Source organism: Citrobacter sp. U14242 (assembly GCF_046555775.1).
In the GTDB taxonomy this organism is placed as follows: domain Bacteria; phylum Pseudomonadota; class Gammaproteobacteria; order Enterobacterales; family Enterobacteriaceae; genus Citrobacter.
The window spans coordinates 194624-220309 of sequence record NZ_JBKGLW010000007.1 but is presented as its reverse complement, the minus strand read 5'-3'; the positions used below and the strand labels follow the sequence as shown (position 1 = coordinate 220309).

Sequence of the window (25686 nt, the reverse complement as noted above, 5' to 3'; positions counted from 1 at the left end):
AGATGAATACCACACAACTGACGGCTCTTTGCCAACGTTATCAGGGAGTATTGCTGGATGCAGACAATGACGTGGTGCATATCGCCGTTGTGGATGCCCCTTCTCACGAACTGCTGGATGCACTGCATTTTGCAACGACCAGGCGTATCGATATTGTGTGCTGGACACGTCAGCAAATGGAGGGCCACACACACACGCCGCGTAAAATGCTCCCGGCCATCATCACAGAAAGCAGCGCAACTGCTGCGGGGTTGCTGGACCATACTTTTCAATCCGCGTTGGCACAACGGGCTTCTGATATTCATATTGAACCTGCGGAGAATCACTACCGGATCAGGATGCGCGTGGATGGCGTACTACACACATTACCGGAAGTCACCACAGAGATGGGCATTGCTCTCACCGCAAGATTAAAGGTATTAGGTAGTCTGGATATTGCCGAGCACCGGCTCCCGCAAGATGGGCAATTTACCGTGGAAATTTCAGGTGACCCCATTTCGTTTCGCATCGCCACGCTGCCTTGCCGATGGGGCGAGAAAGTAGTGCTACGCCTGCTTCATCAGGTTAATCAAACGCTGGAGATCAACGCACTGGGCATGCATGGGGCGCAGTTGGCTGCGTTTTCACAAGCATTACAGCAACCACAGGGATTGATTCTGGTCACCGGGCCGACCGGGAGCGGCAAAACGGTTACCCTGTACAGTGCGCTACAAACCCGAAACACCCCTGACGTGAATCTCTGTAGCGTAGAAGATCCGGTCGAGATCCCCATTGAAGGGCTCAATCAGACACAAATACATCCTCGCGCAGGGCTTAATTTTCAGGGTGTATTACGTGCACTGCTACGCCAGGATCCCGACATTATTATGGTGGGTGAAATCCGCGACGGCGAAACCGCTGAGATTGCCCTAAAAGCCGCACAAACCGGTCATCTGGTTCTTTCGACACTGCATACCAATTCCACCAGTGAAACACTGATACGGCTGCAGCAAATGGGGGTGGCACGCTGGATGATTGCCTCCGCGCTGACGTTAATTGTTGCCCAGCGGTTAGTCAGAAAATTATGCCCACATTGTCGGCGACGACTTGATACACCCATAGCACTCCCGGCAACACTTTGGCCCACGCCACTACCTCGTTGGCAGGCACCCGGTTGCCAACACTGCTATCACGGATTCTATGGGCGAACCGCTCTGTTTGAAGTCCTGCCCATTACGCCAGCATTGCGGCAACGTATTGCCGATGGCTCATCCACAGATGTTGTGGAATCAGATGCTCAGCAAGCGGGCATGAGTACTCTTTTCGAGGATGGCTGTCAGGCTGTTGAGCAAGGGTTAACGACATTTGAAGAACTGATCCGCGTACTGGGCACGCCCCATGTCAGCTAAACAGCTATGGCGCTGGCAAGGAATAACGCGCGAAGGTCAGCCTGTAGCAGGAATGCTATGGGCTGATACCCGGCCATCGCTCCTGTTTGTGCTCGAACAACAGCAGATTACACCGATTCGCATTAACAAGATGCGCGTTAAAACCTCGCACTGGAGCAGAACAAACAGTGCCGAAGCCATACGCCAGTTGGCAACATTGCTTAAAGCGGGATTGACGCTTTCCGCTGGGTTAACTCTGCTCGCTGAACAGCATCCCAGCAACCAGTGGCAGGCATTGCTGCGCACGCTGGCTTACGATATGGAACAAGGCATTGCGTTGTCAGCCTCACTTTCGCGGTGGCAACACGTATTTCCCCCGCTGTACCAGGCAATGATCCGCACCGGAGAGCTAACGGGAAAACTGGACGACTGCTGCTTTGAACTTGCCCGTCAGCAAAAAAACCAACAACAACTGGCGGATGAAGTTAAAAAAGCGCTACGTTATCCCATTATCATTCTTGCCATGGCGATAATGGTCGTGCTGGCGATGCTGCATTTTGTGTTACCTGAATTTGCCGCCATCTATCGCACGTTCAACACCCCGCTTCCGACGCTCACTCAGTGGATTATGGCCGCGGCACACTACAGCAGTCGATGGGGATGGCTGGCAGGGTTGCTCTGCCTGGGACTGGGAACAGCATACGGGTTGATAAAACAGAAGCCTTATTGGCTTATTCTGCGCCAGAAAATACTGCTGCACTTCCCCATCATCGGGCCGATGGTCAGAGGGCAAAAACTCACACAGATCTTCACCGTACTGTCATTAACACAAAACGCAGGCATTCCCTTTCTGCAAGGACTGGAAAGCGTCTCTGAAACCCTTAACTGCCCTTACTGGGCCCAACGTTTGGCACAGGTGCATCACGATATCAGTGCCGGGAAGCCAGTCTGGCTGGCACTTAAAAATAGCGGTGAATTTAGTCCGCTGTGCATACAGCTGGTGAGAACCGGTGAAGCTTCCGGCTCTCTGGATGCAATGTTGCAAAATCTCGCCCGACATCACAGCGAATACACGCTGTCTCAGGCCGAAAATTTGGCAGCATTACTTGAGCCAGCCTTGCTTGTCATTACAGGGTTGATTATCGGTACACTGGTTGTGGCGATGTATTTACCGATTTTTCATCTGGGAGATGCAATGAGTGGTGTTGGATAAATTCAACTGCCGGATGGCGGCATAAAGTCCTTATCAGACCTACACAGAGCATGAGCGTAGGCCTGATAAGCGTTGCGTCATCAGTCAGTTAACAGTACGACCTGCTCTTACAGGCTATTGAAAACGCGGTTTTCTTGTTCTTGTACGCGAATAAAGGTTGTCCGTTTGGTCAGCTCTTTCAGGCGAGATGCACCGACATAAGTACAGGCTGAACGCAGGCCGCCAAGGATATCACGAGCAGTGTTATCAACCGGGCCACGCAGCGGCAACTTAACGGTTTTACCTTCAGCGGCACGATACTGAGCAACACCACCAACATGGCGCGTCATAGCAGACTCAGAGCTCATACCGTAGAACAGCATGAATTTCTCACCGTTCTCTTCAACGATTTTACCGCCGCTTTCTTCATGACCGGCCAGCATGCCGCCGAGCATCACGAAGTCCGCCCCACCGCCAAACGCTTTTGCCACATCACCAGGCATTGTGCAGCCACCGTCGCTGACAATCATGCCGCCCAGGCCGTGCGCTGCATCAGCACATTCAATGACGGCAGAAAGCTGCGGATAGCCAACGCCGGTTTTTACGCGGGTGGTACATACGGAACCTGGGCCAATACCCACTTTGACGATATCAGCACCGGAAAGTACCAACTCTTCACACATCTCACCAGTGACCACGTTACCCGCACAGATTGTTTTCGTCGGCCATGCTTCACGTGCTTTCGACACAAACTGAACAAAGTGCTCTGAGTAGCCATTTGCCACATCAATGCAGATAAAGTTCAGTGCGGGATTCAGTGCCAGAATCTGTTTCGTTTTTTCGAAATCAGTGTCCGAAGTCCCGGTTGAAACCATCACGTGTTTCAGTACATCGGCAGAGGAATCCGCAATGAAAGCGGCCCAGTCTTCAACAGAATAGTGCTTATGCACAGCAGTCAGGATGTCGAAGGAGGCAAGCGCCGTTGCCATGGCAAACGTCCCGACGGTGTCCATGTTCGCGGCAATAATCGGCACGCCGGACCAGGTCTGACCTGAATGTTTAAAGGTGAATTGACGTTCCAGTTCAACATCGGAACGACTTTTGAGAGTAGAACGCTTAGGGCGGATAAGAACGTCTTTGAAACCTAACTTCAGATCTTCTTCGATACGCATGTGCGGATTCCTGGGGTTAATGGCGAAAAATCGAAACTCACAACTCCAGTGACGCTATCATACGCACTAATCAATGCCGCGCAAGACTGCGAAATTCTCTTTTTTTACGCTACAATCCCATAAATTTACCTGGCGATTAGTAGGTTAATCCTGCATCAGCTTCGCCTTCGCATGCTTAATTTTTAACTGTTTGATAATCAAACCAAAACTCCAGGATCTGGATCTATGAGGTATACGGTAGCCTTAACCGGCGGCATTGGCAGTGGTAAAAGTACCGTTGCAAATGCATTCGCTGACCTCGGAATAAACGTGATTGATGCGGATATCATTGCGCGCCAGGTGGTCGAACGCGGTACGCCTGCCCTACAGGCAATTGCAAACCATTTTGGTTCCGACGTTATTGCTGCGGATGGCTCGTTACAACGGCGAATTTTACGCGAACGCATTTTTTCCGATCCTGATGAGAAAAAATGGCTAAATGCCTTGCTCCACCCACTTATTCAGCAGGAAACACAGCGTCAGTTTCAGCAAGCGACCTCTCCTTATCTGTTATGGGTCGTCCCCTTGTTGGTAGAAAACGCGCTGTATAAAAAAGCCGATCGCATACTCGTCGTAGATGTCACCCCTGAGACTCAACTCAGGCGAACCATGCAGCGTGATGATGTTACACGCGAGCATGTTGAACAAATTTTGGCTGCCCAGGCAACACGTGAAGCGCGCCTTGCCGTGGCAGATGATGTTATTGATAATAATGGCGCACCGGATGCCATCGTCTCGGATGTCGCCCGCCTGCACGCGCGCTATTTGCAATTCGCGTCGCAGTTTGTCTCACAGGAAAAACCGTAATGCACACCCAGGTCCTTTTTGAACACCCTCTCAATGAGAAGATGCGTACATGGCTGCGCATTGAGTTTCTGATCCAGCAACTCTCCATTAATTTACCCATTGTGGATCACGCAGGTGCACTGCATTTTTTCCGCAATGTGGGGGATTTACTGGATGTATTTGAACGTGGCGAAGTCCGAACTGAACTCCTCAAAGAGCTGGAAAGACAGCAGCGAAAACTTCAGGCCTGGGTTGAAGTTCCCGGCGTCGATCAAAGCAGAATCGACTCTTTACGTCAGCAGTTAAAAAGTACGGGCAGCATTCTGATTTCAGCCCCACGCATCGGTCAAACTCTGCGTGAAGACCGTCTGATTGGCCTTGTTCGTCAGCGTTTAAGTATTCCCGGCGGATGCTGCAGCTTTGATTTGCCGACTTTACATATCTGGCTGCATCTGCCACAGACTCAGCGTGACGCTCAGGTTGAGACCTGGCTTGCCAGCCTGAATCCTCTTAACCAGGCATTGTCTCTGGTGCTGGATTTAATCCGCAACTCGGCGCCGTTTCGTAAGCAAACCAGCCTGAATGGTTTTTACCAGGACAATGGCGATGATGCAGATCTACTGCGTTTACAGTTGCCGCTCGCTTCACAGCTTTATCCGCAAATATCAGGTCATAAGAGCCGCTTTGCCATTCGCTTTATGCCGCTGGATAGCGAAAACGGTCAGGTGCCTGAGCGCCTCGATTTCGATCTGGCGTGCTGTTAAGGAGTTAACATGTCTGAACAAACTATCGTAAACTGCCCAACCTGCGGTAAAGCTGTCGTGTGGGCAGAAGTCAGTCCGTTTCGTCCATTCTGCAGCAAACGTTGTCAGTTAATCGACCTGGGTGAATGGGCCGCGGAAGAGAAGCGAATCCCAAGCTCCGGCGATCTGTCAGAAAGCGATGACTGGAGCGAAGAGCAGAAGTAATTGAGCGCAAACATAGGGCGGGTAAGCGCAGCGCCCCCGCCATCATGTGCCGGATAGCGGCGTTGCCTTATCCGGCCTACGAAAAACGTTATCCTGCAATCAGCTTTTCAATCGCTGGTGCATTTGCTGGCGGGAAATCGTCCACATTTAGCGCATCTTGCACAATCCACTGCGCGGGTTGCCCCTCTTTCCCCCACGGTTCACCTTCCCAGCTTTCAACCAGCCAGAACCATAAAGTGATATGTCTGTCGGGGAACTGGTACTCCAGTTTTTCGAACAGTGAGCAATTAACGGGTGTAATCCCCACCTCCTCCTGTAACTCACGACTTAACGCCTGCTCTGGCGTTTCACCCGGTTCAATTTTGCCACCGGGAAATTCCAGTTTGTTTGCCATATGAGCATCGGCGGCACGCTGAGTGATAAAAATCTCATTGTGCTTATTACGAATAATTCCAACAGCGATTTGCAGTACTTTCATATTTATCGTCCATAAAAAAGGCGCAGAATTCTGCGCCTTTTCAGTAAGTTATTTTCTTAGCTCAGACGGCCATGACACTGCTTGTATTTTTTACCGGAGCCACAAGGGCACGGATCATTACGTCCCACTTTACGATCGCCGGTTTGTGCGGCCAGCTCTTCTGCAACAGCGGAGTCGTCATCTTTATGACTCAGTTGCTGCATCTGCGCTAAGCGCTCAGCTTCTTCACGACGCTGCGACTCCATTGCTTCCACTTCCTCAGGCATACGCACCTGAACTTTGCTCAGGGTACTGATCACTTCATATTTCAGTGATTCCAGCATCGAAGCAAACATAGAGAAGGACTCGCGTTTGTATTCCTGCTTCGGATCTTTCTGCGCATAACCACGCAGGTGAATACCCTGACGCAGGTAATCCATCGCCGCCAGATGCTCTTTCCACAGGGAGTCGAGAGTTTGCAGCATCACGCCTTTTTCGAAGTGGCGCATCATTTCTGCACCCACAACCTCTTCTTTACGCTGATACACTTCAATGGCATTAGCCAGAATACGCTCACGCAGCGTCTCTTCATGCAGCTCAGGCTCTTTGTCCAGCCACTCTGAAATCGGCATATCGAGATCAAAGTCGTTTTTCAAACGTTCCTGCAGGCCCGGAATATCCCACATTTCTTCCAGCGACTGAGGCGGAATGTACGCATCAATAGTCGCTTTAAAGACATCTTCGCGAATACTGTTGATGGTTTCGCTAACGTCAGTCACGTCCAGCAGTTCGTTACGCTGGGTATAAATAGCGCGGCGCTGGTCATTCGCAACGTCATCGTATTCCAGCAGTTGCTTACGAATATCGAAGTTACGGCTTTCTACTTTACGCTGGGCGTTAGCAATTGCTTTCGTTACCCATGGGTGTTCGATTGCTTCACCTGGCTTCATGCCCAGTTTACGCATCATGCCCGACACACGGTCGGAGGCAAAAATACGCATCAACGCATCTTCCATAGACAGGTAGAAACGAGAGGAACCCGCATCACCCTGACGGCCGGAACGGCCGCGTAACTGGTTATCGATACGACGAGATTCATGACGCTCAGTACCGATGATATGTAAACCGCCGGCAGCCAGCACCGCGTCATGGCGAACCTGCCACTCGGCTTTGATCTGTGCAACCTGCTCTGGCGTCGGATCGTCCAGCTCGGCAACTTCGGCCTGCCAGCTCCCCCCCAACACGATATCAGTACCACGACCGGCCATGTTAGTGGCGATAGTCACAGCTGACGGGTAACCCGCCTGAGCGACGATTGCCGCTTCGTTAGCGTGGAACTTGGCGTTCAGCACGTTGTGCTTGATACCCGCTTTGTTCAGCTCGTTGGAAACCACTTCCGATTTTTCAATGGAGATCGTACCAACCAGCACCGGCTGACCCTTTGCTGTACGCTCTTTAATATCTTCAATGATCGCCTGAATTTTTTCCGCTTCAGTCATGTACACCAGATCCGGCAAATCCTTACGAATCATCGGACGGTTAGTTGGCACCACTACGGTATCCAGTTTGTAGATAGAACTGAATTCGAACGCTTCAGTATCTGCCGTACCGGTCATACCGGCCAGTTTTTCGTACAAGCGGAAGTAATTCTGGAAGGTAATGGAAGCCAGCGTCTGGTTTTCGTTCTGAATTTCTACGCCTTCTTTGGCTTCAACAGCCTGGTGCAGACCGTCGGACCAGCGACGCCCCTGCATGGTACGACCCGTGTGTTCGTCGACGATGATAACTTCGCCGTCTTTCACAATGTAGTCTACATCTCGGGTGAACAGCACATGTGCGCGCAGTGCGGCAGTCACGTGATGCATCAGCATGATGTTGCCCGGAGAGTACAACGACTCGCCTTCATCCATAATGCCTTCTTTCACCAGCAGTTCTTCAATCAGAACCAGACCACGTTCGGTAAGGTTAACCTGGCGCGCTTTCTCATCGACAGAGAAGTGGCCTTCACCCTGGAACGTGTCAGAATCTTCCTTCTCCTGGCGGATCAGGTTTGGAATGATTTTGTTCACTTTCTTGTACATTTCCGAGCTATCTTCAGCCGGGCCGGAAATGATCAGTGGAGTACGTGCTTCATCGATCAGGATGGAGTCGACCTCATCCACCAACGCATAGTGCAGTTTACGCTGAACGCGCTCTTCCGGGCTAAACGCCATGTTGTCGCGAAGGTAGTCAAAGCCGTATTCGTTGTTGGTACCGTAAGTGATGTCAGCGTTGTAAGCTTCACGTTTGGCCGGTGCCGGCAGACCTGACATGTTGATACCTACGGTCATGCCGAGGAACTCAAACAGTGGGCGGTTATTTTCGGCGTCACGCTGAGCCAGATAGTCGTTCACGGTAACGACGTGTACACCTTTGCCGCTTAGTGCGTTCAGGTAGGCCGGCAACGTTGCGGTCAGTGTTTTACCTTCACCGGTACGCATTTCTGCGATACAGCGATCGTTGAGGACCATACCGCCCAGCAACTGCACGTCAAAGTGACGCATGCCAAACACACGCTTACTGGCTTCACGGACGACCGCAAATGCTTCCGGGATCAGGCTTTCAACGCTGGCACCTTTTTCCAGGCGCGCGCGGAATTCCGCCGTCTTCGCTTTCAGCTCATCATCGGAGAGTTTTTCCATCTCCGGTTCCATCGCGTTAATGACGTTGACCACTTTGCGCATACGACGCAGCGTACGCTCGTTACGGCTACCGAATACTTTCGTTAATAATTTGATTAGCATAATAAAATCTCAAACGCCCCGCGGTGCGGAGTCAAAAATTATAAGTTGGAAGGTTCTTTTTTAGCTGAGGCGTTGAGGGCCAGCGCGGATCCCCTGCTGCTGGCTTATCCAGACAGGAACACTAAACGCGGCCTGAGAAGTGAAATGGGCATATGTCACGCGACTTACAGTCGCCGGAGGTCTGCCTTCCTGCGTCAGCAGCGCGCTGAGCGTATTCAGTAAAGCCAGATGGTGCGCCTGGATTGGCAAAGGCTCTTCGGCAACGGGCAGTGCCTGAGGAGCCATTGCAAAGGAAAGATGACGTATAACCGTACGAATGGCATGCTGATGCCAATAATCGACAGTAAAATTCGGGCGACGGTTAGTGGCTTCCAGCAAAGCAAGCTGGCTAAAGTTAACCTTAGCGGATTGATCGTGGTTGCTGGCGGTCGCTTTCGCGGGCGTATTCGGTTCAGCGGCATTACCGATCGCGGGCAGGCCAAAACTCGCCGCGACCATCCCTAATAAGAGATGCGGCCAGAAGTACCGTCTGCCTAACTGTCGCCAGCGCGTCAGTATTCCACTCACGTTAGTGCCACCTGATCTACCCTGCATTTGGGGTTTTAAATTCAAAACGATTTTTGCGCACAAATCTTATCATTAAAGCGTGCATTCCACAGCAGTAATGACAGCAAGTCGCGGTTAAATATGCTTAAGAAAACAGCGATCGCTCTGTATTTTAATCTGACAGCGGGGAAAAAGTCGCATCGGAAAAGACGGTGAGCTATCGGAGAATAAAAAAAACGACTGGCTCACCTGGCCGGAGAGAGTGCCAGATTTACCAGTCGAATTTATACGACAGTTTGTGTCGTTATGCCAGTACAGTCGAAGGCGCTTTGAACGCCAGCGGCAGTTCTGCGTCGTCCTGGAAGGTCACATATTCCCAGGCTTCCTGTTTTGCCAGGACCGCCTGCAACAGTTTGTTATTCAATGCATGACCGGATTTATACGCGGTAAATGCACCAATAATGTTGTGACCACACATGAACAAGTCACCGATCGCGTCGAGCATTTTGTGACGAACGAATTCATCTTCAAAACGCAGGCCGTCTTCGTTCAGTACGCGATAATCGTCAACAACGATGGCACAATCGAAGCTGCCGCCCAGGCACAGACCGCGGGACTGCAGATATTCGATATCACGCATGAAGCCGAAAGTACGCGCACGGCTGATCTGGCGCATGAACGCATCAGCAGAGAAGTTCATCGCATAGCGCTGCGTGCTGGAGTCGATCGCCGGGTGGTTAAAGTCGATGGTGAAATCCAACGTAAAACCATTATACGGCTTAAACTCAGCCCACTTGTCGCCATCTTCGACGCGAACAGTCTCTTTGATGCGGACAAATTTCTTCGCACTGTTCAGTTCTTCAATACCTGCGTCAAGCAGCAGGTAGACGAACGGAGCAGCACTACCATCCATGATCGGGATTTCCGGGGCATTAACCTCAATAACGATGTTATCGATACCTAAGCCCGCCAGAGCAGCATTCAGGTGCTCAACGGTTGAAATCCGTACATCATGCTCATTGACCAGACACGTACAGAGCATGGTATCACGCACAGATTTGGCATCGGCCGGGAAATCTACCGGAGGATTCAAGTCGGTGCGACGATAGATGACCCCGGTGTTGGCCGGCGCAGGGCGTAATGTCAGGGTGACTTTTTTGCCGGTATGCAAACCGACGCCAGTCGCCTGAACGATACGTTTAAGAGTCCTTTGTTTGATCATCGTATAATCTCGCCAAATTACCTATCCAACCGAAGTGTACTATACATTCGGTGGGCCAGTTTAGCACAAAGAGCCACAATTCCCAAATTCCAGCTAATTCTTAATCAGCTTGCTTACGCAGGAATGCGGGGATATCCAGATAATCCGGCTCTTTGGTGGTCTGCGGCGTATTGTCGTTAACCACTTTTGCTACCGGTTTCTGCTCTTGCGTCAATGGCGCCATACCGTGCTGCTGGTAACGATCCATTACCGGCTGCTGAACCTGCTTGTTGGTCACCAGAGTGATTTCAGGACGCTTGTCCATACCAATTCCAGTGGCAACAACGGTAACGCGCAGTTCGTCGTTCATATCCGGGTCCAGAGAAGTACCGATAACCACAGTCGCATTATCCGATGCAAATGCACGAATCGTGTTACCTACGGTTTCGAACTCATCCAGACGCAGGTCGAAGCCCGCCGTGATGTTGACCAGCACGCCGCGTGCGCCAGACAGATCGATGTCTTCCAGCAGCGGGGAAGAGATAGCCATTTCAGCCGCTTCTTCTGCACGGTCTTCACCGCTCGCAACGCCAGAGCCCATCATCGCATAGCCCATTTCGGACATCACGGTGCGCACGTCTGCAAAGTCGACGTTCATCAGACCCGGACGGGTGATCAGCTCAGCGATACCCTGAACCGCGCCTTTCAGCACGTCATTCGCTGCGCCAAACGCGTCCAGCAGGGAAATACCGCGACCCAGGACTTTCAGCAGTTTGTCGTTCGGGATAGTGATCAGAGAGTCCACATGTTTGGACAACTCGGTGATACCCTGCTCCGCGAATGCCATACGCTTCTTGCCTTCAAAATTGAAAGGCTTGGTCACGACAGCAACGGTCAGAATACCTAAATCTTTTGCTACTTCAGCCACCACTGGCGCTGCACCGGTCCCGGTACCGCCGCCCATGCCTGCTGCGATAAACACCATGTCTGCGCCGTCAAGCGCTGCACGCAGAGCTTCACGGTCTTCGTCTGCCGCATTGCGACCGACTTCCGGGTTTGCACCCGCGCCCAGACCCTTGGTGATGCCGCTACCAATCTGAATGGTCTGTCCAACCGCCGTTTTACGCAACGCCTGAGCGTCGGTATTCACCGCGAAGAATTCAACACCTTCGATGCGCTCACGCACCATGTGTTCAACGGCATTACCGCCGCCGCCGCCGACGCCGATGACTTTAATCACCGCGTCATTGGTCAGTTCCATAGGTTCAAACATAGTTTCTCTCTCCGTTGTGCCTGTCGCCTGAGACCGTAATCGATGCCGGCCTCATAAAAAATTAAAACTCTTTTCTCAGCCAGCTATTGAGTCGTTTAATCCACGAGCCAACTGATGCCGTTACACGTTTTTCAACTTCAGCTTCACCACTTAAATGGGATTCTTTCCCGTAATGAAGCAGCCCCACTGCCGTTGAATAATACGGCTCCTGGGCATAATCTGTCAGACCGGTAATATTGAGCGGCGCACCAATACGCACCTGCGTATGGAACACGCGCTGAGCGCAGGCCGCAAGACCTTCAATTTGCGCAGCACCACCGGTTAACACAATCCCCGCCGCCAGATGATGTTTCACACCCTGCTGGCGAAGTTGTTCCTGTAATTGCAAAATTTCTTCGTTGACCAGGTTAAGCAGCTCGGTATAACGCGGCTCAATGACCTCAGCCAAAGTCTGACGTTGCAGACTGCGTGGCGGACGACCACCAACGCTTGGCACTTCAACGCTCTCATCTTTGCCAACGATAGAACCCAGCGCACAACCATGACGAACTTTAATGGCTTCAGCATCGCTCGGCGGCGTACCAAAGGCATACGCGATGTCGCTGGTGACCACATTCCCTGCATAAGGGATGACTTTGGTATGGCGCAACGCCCCGCCAGTATAAACGGCGATGTCCATTGTACCACCACCAATATCGACCACGCAGACACCCAGCTCACGTTCGTCTTCCGTTAACACGGAATAACTGGCTGCCAACCCGGCAAATATCAGTTGGTCAACTTTCAGTCCACAGCGTTCAACGGCTTTGACGATATTCTTCGCCATGTCGTTGTGGCAGGTAATAAGATGGACTTTTGCCTGCATACGCACGCCAGAAAGACCGACCGGATTTTTAATGCCTTCCTGGTAGTCAATGGCGTATTCCTGTGGAATAACGTGCAGTACACGATGCTCATCGCGCACACGTACGGACTTTGCCGTATGCACAACATTTTCCACATCTTCCTGGGTCACTTCCTCTTCGGAAATGGGTACCATACCAATTTCATTCTGGCAGCTAATATGTTTACCTGAAAGTGCCAGATACACCGAGGAAATCTGGCAGTCTGCCATCAGTTCAGCCTGGTCAATGGCGCGTTGTACGCATTTCACCACTGACTCAAGGTCATTCACCCCGCCTTTATCCATACCTCGCGATGGGCAACTGCCCACGCCAATGATATTGACCATACCGTCGGGCAGAACTTCCCCTACTAAAGCGGCTACCTTCGCGGTGCCAATCTCCAGTCCAACTACCAGTTTTCTGTCCGTCGCCTTGATCATTGTTGTTCTGCCTGTGCCTGATTCTGTTGCTGATTAGATTCCTCAGGAGGCAAGGGAACCCAGCCTACTGCTGCTCCTGAGTCATAACGCAAATCAACGTAGCTAATCCGTTTGCCATCGGTTTGCGCCTGCTGCTGTAAAACCGGGTAGAGTTCCACAAAGCGAGCCAAACGTTTTATCGTATCGCCCCTGCCCAGGTTGAGCTTAATATCGTTATTAAGCGTTAACTGCCAGGAACGACGAGCGGTCATCGCCGCTTCCTTCAGGGTGAATCTATCCTTAGCCAGCACCTGCCCCATATCGCGGAACCCTTGCAACACTTCACTTGCGCTGCCTTCCGGGCCATACAACATAGGTAATACCTGCTTGTTAGCCCGACCGGTTGGTATGCTGAACGTATTTCCATCGGCATCCACCATATGTTGGTCATTCCAACGCGCTATCGGCACATATTCAACCAGATGAATCTTCAATTCATCAGGCCACTGCTTTCTGACACTCGCCTGCTTAATCCAGGGGAGACGTTCAATCTGACTTTGGATGATGTTCACATCCTGGGTCATAAAGGTTCCCGGTGCGCCAAGCGCCAGGATGGACTGACGAATATCGTCATTGCGCGTGTAGTGTCGCTCACCGGTCAATACCAGCTTCGACAATGGCAAACGCTGCGCATCCTCCATCCATCCCAACACGACCCAGCCGCTCACAAACACGGTGCACAGCACTGTCAGCAGAAACAGTATTCCTGCAAGACGCGTTCCATTGTTGCGGCGTGAGGAGGCTACCTCGTCTTCATCACCGTTTCGCGTGTTCAGCGCAGCCTGCGACATATCAGTCCGCCAACTCCAGAATTCGTACCACCAACTGCGAGAAGCTCAGGCCCGCCTGACGCGCCGCCATCGGCACCAGGCTGTGGCTGGTCATACCCGGAGAGGTATTCGCTTCCAGCAGATAAAACTGGCCATCGCTGTCCAGCATGGCGTCAATACGGCCCCAACCTTTACAGCCCAATGCGTTCCACGCTTTCAGGACTAATGCCTGTAATTCGGTCTCTTGTTCAACTTCCAGACCCGCAGGACAGAAATATTGTGTCTCATCAGACAGATACTTCGCCTCATAATCATAGAAGGTTCCTGCGGGTTGGATACGTATTGACGGTAAAATTTCTTCGCCAAGTATCGCAACTGTGAATTCCGGTCCACTGAGCCATTTTTCAATCAGTACTTCTTCATCATGCTGAAAAGCCAATGCTAATGCAGCTTGCAAAGCATTTTCTTCTTCAACTTTTGACATCCCGACGCTGGAACCTTCATGGCTTGGCTTCACAATCAACGGCAAGCCTAACGCAGAAATGCTCGTAACCACTTCATCGCTAAGTCCTTTTTCGAACTCAGCGCGGGTCAATGCCACCCATGGCGCAACCGGTAAACCTGCACCCTGCCACAGCAGTTTGCTGCGCAGTTTGTCCATTGAGATAGCAGATGCCATGACACCGCTACCGGTATAAGGCAAACCAATCTGCTCCAGCATGCCCTGTAACGTGCCATCTTCACCGCCACGACCGTGCAACGCAATAAACACCTTCTGAAAACCCATCGATTTCAGAAGCGTAACGTCGACCTCTCCTGGATCAACCGGATGGGCATCCACACCCCCTTCGCGCAACCCTGCCAGTACGGCTGCGCCAGAATTCAACGACACTTCTCGCTCTGCGGAGGTTCCCCCTAACAGGACCGCGATTTTATCAGCCATGTTGTTCTTCCTCCGGGTTTTGCGGCTTCAGTTTGATTTCAGCTAAGGAACGCGCGATTTTGCCGATATTTCCAGCGCCCTGCACCAAAATCAGATCGTTACCGGTTAATACCGGTGCCAGCATTTCTGCCACCTGAGCCGGATCGGACACCAGAATAGGATCGATCTTACCGCGACCACGAATCGTGCGGCACAGCGAACGGCTGTCAGCCCCCGGAATCGCGGCTTCGCCCGCGGCATATACATCCAGCATCAACAGCGCATCAACCTGGGTCAGCACGTTGGCAAAGTCGTCGTACAGATCGCGTGTACGCGTAAACCGGTGCGGCTGGAACAGCATCACCAGATTTTTGTCCGGCCAGCCTGCGCGTGCGGCTTTGATCGTGGCATCGACTTCCGTTGGGTGATGGCCATAGTCATCAACCAGCATCGCTGTTCCTGCTTTACCGTTTACTGGCTCAAGCGGGAATTCCCCCAGGAAGTCAAAGCGGCGTCCGGTCCCCTGGAAACTTTCCAGCGCGCGCAGAATCGCGTCGTCTTCAATACCCTCTTCCGTTGCCACTGCCACGGCTGCCGCCGCGTTTAAAGCATTGTGACGGCCTGGCGCGTTTAACGTTACACGCAAATCGGCCATCCCCTGACGCAGCAGCGTGAAGTGACCTTGTGGGCCAATCTGCTGGTAATCTTCTACGCGAACGTCAGCATCATCGCTGAAACCATAGGTGGTGGTCTGACGCCCGACGCGCGGTAACAGTTCGCGGATCACCGGATCGTCGACACACATCACCGCACGACCATAAAACGGCAAGTTGTGCAGGAAATTAATAAACGTCTGCTTTAAATTTTCGAAGTCGCCATGGTAGGTATCCATATGGTCAGCTTCGATATTGGTGACAATCGCCACCATCGGCTGCAAATGCAGGAACGACGCATCGCTCTCATCGGCTTCCGCAATCAAATAACGGCTGTGACCCAGACGTGCATGCACGCCCGCTGCCTTCACCAGACCGCCGTTCACAAAAGTCGGATCGAGACCCGCTTCTGCATAAATACTGGAGACCATCGCAGTGGTCGTGGTTTTACCGTGGGTCCCGGCAATGGCGATGCCGTGACGAAAACGCATCAACTCTGCCAGCATCTCCGCACGGCGGATCACCGGGATACGCGCTTCATGGGCCGCAACAATTTCCGGGTTATCCGCAGAAATAGCGCTGGATACCACCACCACGCTCGCATCACGTACGTTTTCCGGGCGATGGTTGAAAAAAATCGTGGCACCCAGATTCGTCAGTTGCTGCGTAACCGGATTCGGCGCTAAGTCAGAACCGCTGATCTGATAACCTTCATTGGCCAAAACTTCGGCAATACCGCCCATACCCGCACCACCGATGCCGACAAAGTGGATGTGCCGAACGCGACGCATTTCGGGCACGATGGAACGCAGTTTTGCCAGTTGTTGTGTATTCATTCTTTAGCCATTAACTTCTCAGTTCATGTGATGCAAAAGGCATCACCACAATTACACCCGGGCAGCCCGGCTCACTTCAGTTGCAACCCGCTCAGTGGCATCCGGTATGGATGCGGCGCGAGCACGTTCTGCCATGGTTAATAAAGTTTCTCGTGACCACCCGGACAGGGTGCTGACGACGGCATCCACAGTAAACTGTGGCTGCTCAAGAATTTTGGCTGCACCCGCTTTCTCCAGCGGCAGCGCATTCCAGTACTGTTGTCTGTCTTTATGTTGAAACGGCACGAACAGCGCGGGTAAACCTGCGGCAGCAATCTCACTCACCGTCAGTGCGCCTGAACGACAGACCACAACATCCGCCCACGCGTAAGCTGCTGCCATATCATCAATAAATTCAGTGACCTTATGCTGCGGTTGACCGGCCTCAACGTAAGCCTGCTCTACGGTCTGCTGTGCGCCCTTACCGCTCTGATGCCAGATAGTCACTGCGTCACCAAGTTTTGCGGCGACCTGCGGCAACGTCTGGTTCAGCACACGTGCGCCCTGCGAACCACCGACAACCAGCACCCGCACCGGACCTTCACGCCCAGCCAGACGTTCTTCGGGTAACGGCAGTGCAAGGACATCAGTACGCACTGGATTCCCCACCACTTCCGCATTCGGGAAAGCACCAGGGAAGGCCTGCATCACCTTCGTCGCGATCTTCGCCAGCCATTTGTTAGTTAACCCGGCGATACCGTTCTGCTCATGCAGTACGACCGGAATACCTAACGACCAGGCCGCCAGGCCGCCAGGGCCAGACACATAACCGCCCATGCCCAGCACCACATCGGGCTTAAACTGCTTCATGATGGCGCGAGCCTGACGCCAGGCATTAAAAATACGCACAGGTGCAGCCAGCAGCGCGTTGAGACCTTTTCCACGCAAACCGGAGATGCGAATAAAGTCAATGTCAATGCCATGCTTCGGCACTAAGTCCGCTTCCATACGATCGGCGGTACCCAGCCAACGAACCTGCCAGCCCTGGGCCATTAAATGGTGCGCAACCGCCAGCCCCGGGAAAACATGCCCACCGGTACCGCCTGCCATCACCATTAACCGCTTCGGTTGACCACTCATCGTGCACCTCGTGTAAACGCCTGGGCTTTTTCCAGACGCGTTTCATAATCAATACGTAACAAAAACATGATGGCTGTCGACATGATCAACAAACTCGACCCACCGTAACTGATCAACGGCAGCGTCAGCCCTTTCGTTGGCAGCATGCCCGCCGCCGCGCCGACGTTTACCAGAGCCTGGAAGCTAAACCAAATCCCGATAGAGCAGGCTAAGAAACCTGAAAAACGGTGGTCAATTTCCAGCGCCTTACGGCCGATCGACATCGCGCGAAAAGCGACGAAGAATACCATTAAAAGAGCAAGTACCACACCGATATAACCCAGCTCCTCCCCAATAATGGCGAAGATAAAGTCGGTGTGCGCTTCCGGCAAATACTCCAGTTTTTGGACTGAATTACCCAATCCCTGGCCCCACACTTCACCGCGACCAAAAGCCATCAGAGACTGTGTCAGCTGATAGCCGCTGCCAAATGGATCTTCCCAGGGATTCCAGAACGAGGTCACACGGCGAATACGATACGGCTCGGCAAGGATCAGCAGCACAACCGCTGAGATCCCCATGCCGATGATGGCGATGAACTGCCACAATTTCGCACCGGCGAGAAACAGCATCGCCAGCGTCGTGACGAACAGCACGACCACTGTACCCAGGTCAGGCTGCGCCAGCAGCAGCACGGCCAGGACCAGAATTACGCCCATCGGCTTTAAGAAGCCGCGCAGGTTGTTACGCACCTCATCAACCTTACGTACCAGATAGTTGGCGAGATAGCAGAACAACGACAGCTTGGTAAACTCCGCAGGCTGAATACGCAGTGGCCCCAACGCAATCCAGCGTGATGCCCCGTTTACGGAGCTCCCCACCACCAGCACGATCAGTAGCATAATGATCGACGCGATCAGCATCGTGGTGCTGTACTTTTGCCAGAACTCCATCGGCAGGCGCAAGGTAATCATCGCCAGACAGAACGCCAGAAAAATATACAGTGCGTCACGCTTAGCAAACAGGAATGGATCGCCTGCCAGACGTTGTCCAACGGGCATTGACGCCGATGTCACCATGATAAAGCCGATCGCTGCCAGACCAAACGTCAACCACAACAGCATGCGGTCGTACATGATCAGGCTGTCCGCGTCTTTCTCACGCGAAGCCATCACCCAGCCTTTAAGTGCCGCAAAGACCCACGCCAGGATTCCGAGTCCCGGTACGCGCGGCAGTTTCAGACGAGGGAGAGATAATCGCATCAACCCAACTCCTTCGCCAGGTGGGTAAAGACGTCGCCACGTTGCTCAAAATTCTTGAACTGATCGAGACTGGCACAGGCGGGAGACAGCAGCACCATGTCGCCCGGTTTAACACGCGGGGCGAGCAGACGCATCGCCTGTTCCATGGTTTCTGTTTGTTCCGCCACTTCCGGTCGCAGCGCGGCAAGCTGCGCACCATCACGACCAAAGCAGTACAGTCGAATGCGATCGCCATTCAGGTAACGGCTTAGCGGAGAAAAATCGGCTGATTTCCCATCGCCGCCCAACAGCAGGTGCAAAGTGCCCTCAACGTGCAGCCCATTCAGCGCGGCTTCGGTGCTGCCGACGTTGGTCGCTTTCGAGTCATTGATCCAACGAACGCCGTTATGTTCCAGCACCATCTGGAAGCGATGAGCCAGGCCGGTAAAGGTCGTCAATGCTTTCAGGCTGGACGCCCGCGGCAGACCCGCAGCATCCGCCAGCGCTAACGCTGCCAGCGCATTGGTATAGTTATGTTGACCGGAAAGGGTCATCTCTTTCACGTTCAATACTTTTTCACCCTTCACCCGCAGCCAGGTTTCACCCTGCTGGCGGTTAAGGTGATAGTCACCCATATTGATGCCAAAGCTCACACAGCGCTCATCGGCACCGCGAACCGGCATAGTTAACGCGTCATCCGCATTGACTACGCACACTTTCGCATTCTCGTAGACGCGCAGTTTGGCTGCACGGTACTGTTGCAGTCCAAACGGATAACGGTCCATGTGATCTTCAGTGACATTCAAAATGGTTGCCGCGACAGCCCGTAAACTGGAGGTCGTCTCCAGTTGGAAGCTGGACAGTTCCAGAACATACAACTCGCGCTCAGCGTCCAGCAACATCAGAGCAGGCAGGCCAATATTACCGCCTACACCGACGTTGACTCCGGCCGCTTTCGCCATTTCGCCAACCAGCGTCGTGACGGTACTTTTACCGTTTGAACCGGTGATCGCGACAATAGGGGCCTGTGCTTCGCGGCAGAACAGCTCGATGTCGCCGACAATCTCAATTCCCGCATCTGCGGCAGCGCTCAGCGAAGGGTGCGCCAGGGCAATACCAGGGCTGGCGACGATTAAATCAGCGGCCAACAGCCAGTCATCATTCAGGCTGCCAACATGATGCTCAACCGCTTCCGGTAATTTATCCAGGCCTGGCGGCGTCGCGCGGGTATCCATAACGCGCGGCGTGACGCCACGTGCCAGAAAGAAATCCACGCAGGACAACCCGGTCAAACCCAGACCGATAATGACGACTTTTTTACCCTGGTAATCAGCCATGATTAACGTACCTTCAGCGTTGCCAGGCCAATCAGGACCAGCATCAGCGAAATAATCCAGAAACGCACAATCACACGCGGTTCCGGCCAACCTTTCAGTTCATAGTGGTGATGAATAGGCGCCATACGGAAAATACGCTGTCCGCGCAGCTTAAAGGAACCCACCTGCAGAATGACCGACAGGGTTTCCACCACAAATACACCGCCCATGATCACCAGCAGGAATTCCTGACGCAGCAGTACGGCAATAATGCCCAGCGCGCCCCCCAGAGCCAGTGAACCGACGTCGCCCATAAAGACCTGTGCCGGATAGGTGTTAAACCACAGGAAGCCTAAACCGGCGCCGACAATTGCTGTACAGACAATCACCAATTCGCCAGCATGGCGTAAATAAGGAATGTGCAGGTAGTTAGCAAAGTTCATGTTACCGGTCGCCCATGCCACCAGTGCAAAACCGGCGGCCACAAACACGGTTGGCATAATCGCCAGACCATCCAGGCCGTCGGTAAGGTTTACCGCATTCCCGGTACCGACAATAACGAAGTACGCCAGCAGGATGTAGAACAAACCCAACTGTGGCATGACGTCTTTAAAGAACGGCACCACCAACTGCGTAGCGGGCGTATCTTTGCCCACCAGATACAGCGCAAACGCGACCCCTAATGCAATGACCGACATCCAGAAATATTTCCAGCGCGCGATCAGGCCCTTAGTGTCTTTACGCACCACTTTGCGGTAGTCATCGACAAAACCGATAATACCGTAGCCAACCAGCACCACCAGCACGCACCAGACGTACGGGTTAGACGGGTAGGCCCACAACAGAACGGAAATCACAATCGCGGTGAGGATCATGATGCCGCCCATGGTCGGCGTACCGCGTTTACTAAAGTGTGATTCCGGGCCGTCGTTACGCACGACCTGGCCAAATGACATTTTTTGCAAGCGGGCGATCATACGCGGGCCCATCCACAACGAGATGAACAGCGCGGTCAGCAGGCTGACGATGGCGCGAAACGTCAGATAGGAAAAGACGTTAAAGCCGGAATAATATTTGACCAAATGTTCGGCCAGCCAAACTAACATGTTCCATTCTCCTGTAATGCGCGTACTACCTCTTCCATGGCGGCACTACGTGAACCCTTCACTAAAATCGTCATAATCTGATGTTCGGCAATCAGTGTCTTAAGATGCGCGACCAACGCGGTTTTATCCGCAAAATGCTCGCCAACACCGCTGGTGTCGCTGATCGCCTGACTCAGTTTCCCTGTACTCAGCACACGGTCGATGCCCGCAGCTTTCGCAGCCATCCCCACCTGTACGTGGCATGCTTCGCTTTCCGCACCCAGCTCTGCCATATCGCCCACAACCAATACTCGGTAGCCCGGCATCTCAGACAGCACCTGTACCGCAGCCGTCATCGAACCGACGTTGGCGTTATAGGAGTCATCCAGCAACAGTTGATTTTCTGCGAGTTGAATCGGGAACAGTCGGCCTGGGACCGCGTGCAGATCCTTCAGACCCGCTTTCACGGCTTCGTGCGTTGCGCCAACCGCCATCGAGAGCGCAGTCGCCGCCAAAGCATTGGCAATATTGTGACGCCCCGGTAATGGCAACAGGACATCAATGCTGCCCGTCGGTGTTTGCAGAGTAAACTCAGTACCGTGCGTGGTCACATGGATGTTAGTCGCCGAAAAGTCGCTATTGGCGGCATTCATAGAGAAGCGCCAGACTTTGCGATCGCCGATGATGTTCTGCCAGTTCAGCCAGTCGTTGTTATCGGCATTCATAATGGCAATACCATTCGCCGACAGACCGGTAAATATTTCACCTTTCGCTTTCGCCACACCCGCCAGAGAGCCAAAACCTTCCAGGTGAGCCGCCGCCAGGTTGTTCACCAGCGCCGCTTCCGGGCGCGTCAGCCCAACGGTCCAGGCGATTTCACCCTGGTGATTCGCGCCAAGCTCAATCACCGCATAGTCATAATTGTTGTTTAACCGCAGCAGCGTCATCGGCACGCCGATATCATTATTCAGATTGCCTGCGGTATATAACGTGTTGCCACACTGACTCAGAATGGCGGCAGTCATCTCTTTAACAGAGGTTTTACCGGACGAACCAGTAAGCGCCACCACACGAGCCGGAACCTGAGCGCGAACCCACGCCGCCAGCTCGCCAAATGCCAGACGCGTATCTTTTACAATCAGCTGCGGAAGGTCGGTATCCAGTGCACGGTTTACCAACAGCGCGCCCGCGCCATTCTCTTTTGCCGTGTCAGCAAAGTCATGGGCATCGAAGCGTTCACCTTTCAGTGCGACAAACAAACAGCCTGGCGTGACTTTACGCGTATCGGTCGTGACCGCATCGAGGGTCAGATCGCCCCCTTTCATATCGCCACCGAGGATTTCCGCCAGTTGGCTGAGCGTTACGTTAATCATGCGATACCCCCCAGCAGACGCGCTGCCGTCACGCGGTCGGAGTAGTCGAGACGGTGGGCACCGACAATCTGATAATCTTCATGGCCTTTGCCAGCGACCAGCACCACGTCATTTTCTTTTGCCTGCATGATGGCGCTAGTGACCGCTTCAGCACGACCTTCCATCACTTTTGCCTGCCCGGCATCCAGCATACCCGCCAGAATGTCATTGATAATGGCGCGAGGCTCTTCGGTGCGTGGGTTGTCATCCGTAACCACAACGACATCGGCAAACTGCTCAGCAATGGCGCCCATCAACGGACGTTTGCCTTTGTCACGATCGCCGCCGCAGCCAAAGACGCACCACAGCTTGCCGGTGCAATGCAGACGGGCCGCCTGCAGCGCTTTTTCCAGCGCATCCGGCGTATGAGCATAATCAACCACAACGGTGGTTTTGCCCGGCGCGCTAAACACTTCCATGCGCCCGCAGACCGGCTGCAGCTGTGCCGCCGTTTTCAGTAATTCCGCTAACGGATAACCCAACGCCAGCAGTGTGGCCAGTGCCAGCAGCAAATTGCTGACGTTAAACGCCCCCATCAGGCGGCTTTCAATTTCGCCTTCTCCCCAGGTAGAGGCAAAGCGAATCGTTGCGCCGCTATCGTGATAGTTCACCTCAACGGCTTTCAGCCAACGACCGTGACAGTTGGGATTAATATGGTCTTCCATCGAGACAGCTACCGCATCCGGCAGCTTCGCCAGCCAGCGGCGACCCACTTCGTCATCCGCATTGACGATAGCCTGTCCACAGTGGTGCGTGGAATACAGCAACCACTTCGCGGCTTCGTAGTGTTCCATATCGCCGTGATAATCGAGATGGTCACGGCTTAAGTTGGTAAATACTGAGGCCGCAAATTTCAGCGCAGCCACACGGTGCTGAACCAGGCCATGCGATGAAACTTCCATCGCGCCAAAGGTCGCGCCCTGTTCAACCAGCCCCGCCAGCACATGCTGAACGTCAACGGCTGACCCAGTGGTATTTTCCGTCGGGATCACTTTACCCAGCAGGCCATTACCTACCGTTCCCATTACTGCACTGGTTTCGCCAAGCAGTTGGCTCCACTGTGCAAGCAACTGGGTGGTGGTGGTTTTACCGTTCGTTCCGGTCACACCGACCAGACGCATATTTTCAGATGGCTCGTGGTAAAAGCGGCCCGCCAGTGCAGATAAGCGCTCGTTAAGCTGGCTGAGATAGATAACCGGAACGCCGTGCATTTCACGGATTTCGCCGTCTGCGGCCTCATCTTTTGCCTCTGCAATAATGGCAGCCACACCTTGCGCTATCGCCTGCGGGATATATCGACGCCCGTCCGCCTGATGACCCACTACTGCTACAAAGAGATCGCCCGATGCAGCCACACGGCTGTCGAGTGTCATCTCTCGCAGTGCTCGCTCCGGTGCACCCGGCACCCATGGAGCAAGAAGGTCGCGCAAATTACGATCTGCCACCTGTTGCCTCGCCTTGATTATTCACAAATTCATTTTTATCGCCCGTTGCCAGCGCATCCGGTTCGATGTTCATGGTGCGCAGTACGCCGCCCATGATGGCACCGAAGACCGGCGCGGAAACGGCGCCACCGTAGTATTTACCCGCCTGCGGATCGTTGATAACAACCACCAGCGCGAAGCGCGGCTGACTCGCAGGCGCAACACCTGCGGTATAAGCAATGTATTTATTGATATAGCGGCCATCTGGCCCGACTTTCTTCGCCGTACCGGTTTTAATGGCGATGCGATAGCCTTTAATCGCCGCCTTCACGCCGCCGCCGCCAGGCAGCGCCACGCTTTCCATCATGTGCACCACGGTGCGTACGGTAGATTCCGGGAAGATACGCTCGCCCGGAACAGGAGGATCAACTTTGGTAATCGACAGCGGGCGATAAACGCCATAGCTGCCGATAGTTGCGTAGACTCGCGCTAACTGTAACGGGGTTACCATTAGCCCATAGCCGAAAGAGAAGGTGGCCCTCTCTATGTCAGACCACCGTTGTTTTTGAGGATATAAGCCACTGCGTTCTCCGACCAACCCCAAATTGGTCGCTTTTCCCAGCCCAAAACGTGAGTAAGTATCTACTAACGCTGAGGACGGCATCGCTAACGCCAGCTTGGAAACACCGACGTTACTCGACTTCTGTAGTACCCCGGTCAGGGTCAATTCGCTATAACGCGCCACGTCTTTAATTTCGTGACCATTAATTCGGTAAGGGATGGTGTTCAGCACGGTATTTTCGCGTACCACACCACGTTGCAGTGCCGTCATCACCACCATGGGCTTAACGGTAGAACCCGGCTCGAAAACGTCGGTAATAGTACGGTTACGCATTGCGTCTTTCGGCGTACCGGTAAGATTATTAGGGTTGTAAGACGGGCTGTTGGCCATCGCCAGCACTTCACCGGTATTAACATCCACCAGAACCGCACTACCTGACTCCGCCTTGTTAAACGCTACGGCGTTATTCAGTTCACGGTAGACCAGCGCCTGTAAACGCTCATCAATACTCAGCGCAAGGTTATGCGCCGCCTGGCTATCGGTAGAGGAAATATCCTCAATGACCCGACCATAACGGTCTTTACGTACGATACGTTCACCCGGCTGCCCCGTGAGCCACTTGTCGAAGCTCTTTTCAACGCCTTCAATCCCCTGGCTGTCAACGTTGGTAAAACCTATGAGGTGAGCGGTCACTTCCCCGGAAGGATAGTAACGACGGGATTCTTCGCGCAGATGGATACCTGGCAGCTTCAGTTTCTTGATGTAGTCGGCCATGTCAGGGTTTACCTGACGCGCAAGATAAATAAAGCGCCCTTTCGGGTTGGCATTAATTCTGCTGGCCAACTGGTCAAGTGGCAGGTTCAACGCGGTTGAAAGTGCTCTCCAGCGCTCGCCGACGCTCACACCGCCCGCGTCATGAACTTCTTTTGGATCAGCCCAAATAGCCTTAACGGGAACACTCACCGCCAGCGGGCGACCTAAACGATCGGTTATCATACCGCGCGATGTGGCAACTTCCTGTACGCGCAGGGAACGCATGTCGCCCTGGCGCACCAGCATGTCTGGCGCGATGATTTGCAGCCAGGCAACACGCCCCAGCAGGAAACCCAGCGCCAGCAAAATACAGCCGCACAGTAACGCAAAACGCCAACTGACAAAGTTGGCTTGTTCTTCCTGACGTTTTGGTTTGTGCGTTTTTGCCGCTGCTTTCATGCGTCGCG

22 protein-coding genes are annotated in these 25686 nt (G+C 53.3%); 5 read left to right on the top strand and 17 right to left on the bottom strand.

Going from position 1 to position 25686, the window contains the following annotated elements; translation table 11 throughout:
• The first annotated feature begins 2 nt into the window (after positions 1-2).
• Positions 3-1388 carry a type II secretion system protein GspE gene (gspE, locus tag ACLJXE_RS13670; RefSeq protein ID WP_410751154.1) on the top strand — a complete coding sequence of 462 codons (1386 nt, stop codon included), beginning with the start codon at positions 3-5 and terminating at the stop codon, positions 1386-1388.
• Positions 1378-2580, top strand: coding sequence for a protein transport protein HofC (gene hofC / locus ACLJXE_RS13665; RefSeq protein WP_410751153.1), 1203 nt, complete (start codon positions 1378-1380; stop codon positions 2578-2580). Before gspE ends, hofC begins: the two co-directional genes overlap by 11 nt.
• Before the next feature lie 107 nt (positions 2581-2687).
• Here hofC and ACLJXE_RS13660 read toward each other — a convergent pair whose 3' ends face one another.
• Positions 2688-3731 (bottom strand): GMP reductase, encoded by a 1044-nt coding sequence (locus tag ACLJXE_RS13660; protein ID WP_286630758.1) that lies wholly within the window; start codon positions 3729-3731, stop codon positions 2688-2690.
• Positions 3732-3956: 225 nt separating this feature from the next.
• On the opposite strand from ACLJXE_RS13660, the gene coaE reads away from it, so the two are divergent.
• Genes coaE through yacG form a run of 3 tightly spaced genes read left to right on the top strand, consistent with a single transcriptional unit; the run spans position 3957 to position 5524 of the window.
• The gene (coaE, locus tag ACLJXE_RS13655) at positions 3957-4577 is read left to right on the top strand and encodes a dephospho-CoA kinase (RefSeq protein WP_410751152.1); all 621 of its coding nucleotides are present in this window, start codon (positions 3957-3959) and stop codon (positions 4575-4577) included.
• A complete protein-coding gene (gene zapD, locus ACLJXE_RS13650; protein ID WP_271454457.1) occupies positions 4577-5320 on the top strand; it encodes a cell division protein ZapD in 744 nt (247 codons plus the stop codon). The genes coaE and zapD overlap by 1 nt, the downstream gene beginning before the upstream one ends.
• Before the next feature lie 9 nt (positions 5321-5329).
• Positions 5330-5524, top strand: coding sequence for a DNA gyrase inhibitor YacG (yacG, locus tag ACLJXE_RS13645; RefSeq protein ID WP_005124648.1), 195 nt, complete (start codon positions 5330-5332; stop codon positions 5522-5524).
• Positions 5525-5612: 88 nt separating this feature from the next.
• On the opposite strand, the gene mutT is transcribed toward yacG, so the two are convergent.
• The 16 genes from mutT to ftsI form a co-directional block, all read right to left on the bottom strand.
• Positions 5613-6002, bottom strand: a complete 390-nt coding sequence (gene mutT / locus ACLJXE_RS13640) for an 8-oxo-dGTP diphosphatase MutT (protein ID WP_410751151.1) — start codon at positions 6000-6002, stop codon at positions 5613-5615.
• 56 nt (positions 6003-6058) lie between these two features.
• Entirely contained in the window at positions 6059-8764 is a 2706-nt protein-coding gene (gene secA / locus ACLJXE_RS13635) for a preprotein translocase subunit SecA (protein ID WP_286630755.1), read from the bottom strand.
• A gap of 60 nt (positions 8765-8824) precedes the next feature.
• Positions 8825-9331, bottom strand: a complete 507-nt coding sequence (gene secM / locus ACLJXE_RS13630; protein ID WP_271440503.1) for a secA translation cis-regulator SecM — start codon at positions 9329-9331, stop codon at positions 8825-8827.
• Positions 9332-9614: 283 nt separating this feature from the next.
• Positions 9615-10532, bottom strand: a complete 918-nt coding sequence (gene lpxC, locus ACLJXE_RS13625; RefSeq protein ID WP_048212691.1) for a UDP-3-O-acyl-N-acetylglucosamine deacetylase — start codon at positions 10530-10532, stop codon at positions 9615-9617.
• 100 nt (positions 10533-10632) lie between these two features.
• A complete protein-coding gene (gene ftsZ / locus ACLJXE_RS13620; RefSeq protein WP_003018753.1) occupies positions 10633-11784 on the bottom strand; it encodes a cell division protein FtsZ in 1152 nt (383 codons plus the stop codon).
• A 61-nt stretch (positions 11785-11845) separates the two neighbouring features.
• Complete coding sequence (gene ftsA / locus ACLJXE_RS13615; protein WP_003018755.1) at positions 11846-13108, bottom strand: cell division protein FtsA; 1263 nt, start codon at positions 13106-13108, stop codon at positions 11846-11848.
• Positions 13105-13938 (bottom strand): cell division protein FtsQ, encoded by an 834-nt coding sequence (gene ftsQ, locus ACLJXE_RS13610; RefSeq protein WP_271440502.1) that lies wholly within the window; start codon positions 13936-13938, stop codon positions 13105-13107. Before ftsQ ends, ftsA begins: the two co-directional genes overlap by 4 nt.
• 1 nt (position 13939) lies before the next feature.
• Positions 13940-14860, bottom strand: a complete 921-nt coding sequence (locus tag ACLJXE_RS13605; protein ID WP_410751150.1) for a D-alanine--D-alanine ligase — start codon at positions 14858-14860, stop codon at positions 13940-13942.
• Positions 14853-16328 carry a UDP-N-acetylmuramate--L-alanine ligase gene (murC, locus tag ACLJXE_RS13600; protein WP_003837436.1) on the bottom strand — a complete coding sequence of 492 codons (1476 nt, stop codon included), beginning with the start codon at positions 16326-16328 and terminating at the stop codon, positions 14853-14855. Before murC ends, ACLJXE_RS13605 begins: the two co-directional genes overlap by 8 nt.
• Positions 16329-16379: 51 nt before the next feature.
• The gene (murG, locus tag ACLJXE_RS13595; RefSeq protein ID WP_410751149.1) at positions 16380-17447 is read right to left on the bottom strand and encodes an undecaprenyldiphospho-muramoylpentapeptide beta-N-acetylglucosaminyltransferase; all 1068 of its coding nucleotides are present in this window, start codon (positions 17445-17447) and stop codon (positions 16380-16382) included.
• Complete coding sequence (ftsW, locus tag ACLJXE_RS13590) at positions 17444-18688, bottom strand: cell division protein FtsW (RefSeq protein WP_271440499.1); 1245 nt, start codon at positions 18686-18688, stop codon at positions 17444-17446. The genes murG and ftsW overlap by 4 nt, the downstream gene beginning before the upstream one ends.
• On the bottom strand, positions 18688-20004 hold the full coding sequence (gene murD, locus ACLJXE_RS13585) for a UDP-N-acetylmuramoyl-L-alanine--D-glutamate ligase (protein ID WP_410751148.1): 1317 nt from the start codon (positions 20002-20004) through the stop codon (positions 18688-18690). Before murD ends, ftsW begins: the two co-directional genes overlap by 1 nt.
• 2 nt (positions 20005-20006) lie before the next feature.
• The gene (mraY, locus tag ACLJXE_RS13580; RefSeq protein ID WP_213134512.1) at positions 20007-21089 is read right to left on the bottom strand and encodes a phospho-N-acetylmuramoyl-pentapeptide-transferase; all 1083 of its coding nucleotides are present in this window, start codon (positions 21087-21089) and stop codon (positions 20007-20009) included.
• A complete protein-coding gene (gene murF, locus ACLJXE_RS13575) occupies positions 21083-22441 on the bottom strand; it encodes a UDP-N-acetylmuramoyl-tripeptide--D-alanyl-D-alanine ligase (protein ID WP_410751147.1) in 1359 nt (452 codons plus the stop codon). Before murF ends, mraY begins: the two co-directional genes overlap by 7 nt.
• Complete coding sequence (gene murE, locus ACLJXE_RS13570) at positions 22438-23925, bottom strand: UDP-N-acetylmuramoyl-L-alanyl-D-glutamate--2,6-diaminopimelate ligase (RefSeq protein WP_410751146.1); 1488 nt, start codon at positions 23923-23925, stop codon at positions 22438-22440. Before murE ends, murF begins: the two co-directional genes overlap by 4 nt.
• Complete coding sequence (gene ftsI, locus ACLJXE_RS13565; protein ID WP_286630747.1) at positions 23912-25678, bottom strand: peptidoglycan glycosyltransferase FtsI; 1767 nt, start codon at positions 25676-25678, stop codon at positions 23912-23914. The genes murE and ftsI overlap by 14 nt, the downstream gene beginning before the upstream one ends.
• Positions 25679-25686: the final 8 nt, after the last annotated feature.